The organism is Legionella stuttgartensis (genome assembly GCF_977063405.2).
In genome coordinates, this window is record NZ_CDRUHA020000027.1 from 1 (window position 1) to 1,344 (window position 1,344).

Genomic DNA, 1,344 nt, shown 5'->3' on the forward strand with positions numbered 1-1,344 from the left:
GGGTAGTGTTTAAATAACTGTGTCATCTCTTTTAACTTGTTATAATTTCAACACTTAAAAGAGGTGCCCATGAGTAAGAATAAAAAGATAGATTTATCCAATTTTGATTTCAATGAATTTAAGGCTGAAGCCTTAACGCAATTAAAGTCTGGCCAGTCCCTTACTGGTAAAGACGGTATCTTAACTCCTCTTATCAAAGAGCTACTTGAAGCAGCCTTGGAAGGTGAAATGGAGGCTCATATTTCTGATTGTCATGATTCAGGCCTAACCAATCGTCGCAATGGCAAAACATCCAAGTTAATGAAATCTACAACTGGTGTTTTTGAATTAGATACTCCACGGGACAGAGAAGGACTTTTTGAGCCTGAAATTGTTAAGAAGCGTCAAACAGTATTGAATGAGTCATTAGATAATAAAGTGCTGGCGTTATATGCCCTAGGTATGAGCTATGAAGCCATTAGTGAGCACCTGGCTGAAATGTATGGTCTAGACGTATCTTCATCTAAAATAAGCCTAATCACGGATAAATTGTTGCCTATGATTACCGAATGGCGCAATAGGTCTTTAGAGTCTATATATCCTATTGCCTTTTTAGACGCGATGCATTTTAAAGTACGTGTTGAGGGCAAAGTCACAAGTAAGGCATTTTACACGGTCCTTGCCGTTACTCCTGAGGGCAAGAAAGATATTTTAGGGCTTTATTTGTCAGAAACTGAAGGCGCGCGGTTTTGGCTTGGTGTCTTAAATGACCTTAAGGCACGAGGGGTAGAAGATATTCTTATTGCGAGTATCGATGGACTTAAGGGTTTTCCCGAGGCTATTGCTGAAGTCTTTCCTAAAACAGAAATCCAACTGTGTGTCGTTCACCAAATACGAAACTCCCTGAAGTATGTTGTTAGTAAAGACCAAAAGGCATTCATGGCTGATTTAAAGCTTGTGTATAAGGCCTCTAGCAAAGATTTAGCTGAGCATCATTTGCTTGAACTAGAGGAAAAATGGGGCAAGAAATACCCAGCAGTTATGAAGTCATGGAATAATAACTGGGAGGCTTTGTCTCAATACTTCAAATACCCCGAAGAGCTAAGACGTATCATTTACACCACGAACATCGTAGAGGGCTTCCATCGCCAAATTCGCAAGTACACCAAAAACAAAGGTGCTTTCACTAGTGAAAACGCACTGATAAAGCTTATTTATTGTGCCTGCCAAAAAGTACTGGAAAAATGGAGTCAGCCCATGCACAATTGGGCGCTTATCGCGTCTCAGCTCCATATTTATTTTGAAGACCGTATGAACCTGAAACTTAGATAATCAATGAGGTGACACAGTTAGATGAACACTCTC

1 protein-coding gene is annotated in these 1,344 nt (G+C 40.0%); it reads left to right on the forward strand.

The genetic code is table 11. The features are described 5' to 3' along the window. The first annotated feature begins 69 nt into the window (after positions 1-69). Positions 70-1,311, forward strand: a complete 1,242-nt coding sequence (locus tag ACWTEW_RS08575; protein ID WP_028378824.1) for an IS256 family transposase — start codon at positions 70-72, stop codon at positions 1,309-1,311. Positions 1,312-1,344: the final 33 nt, after the last annotated feature.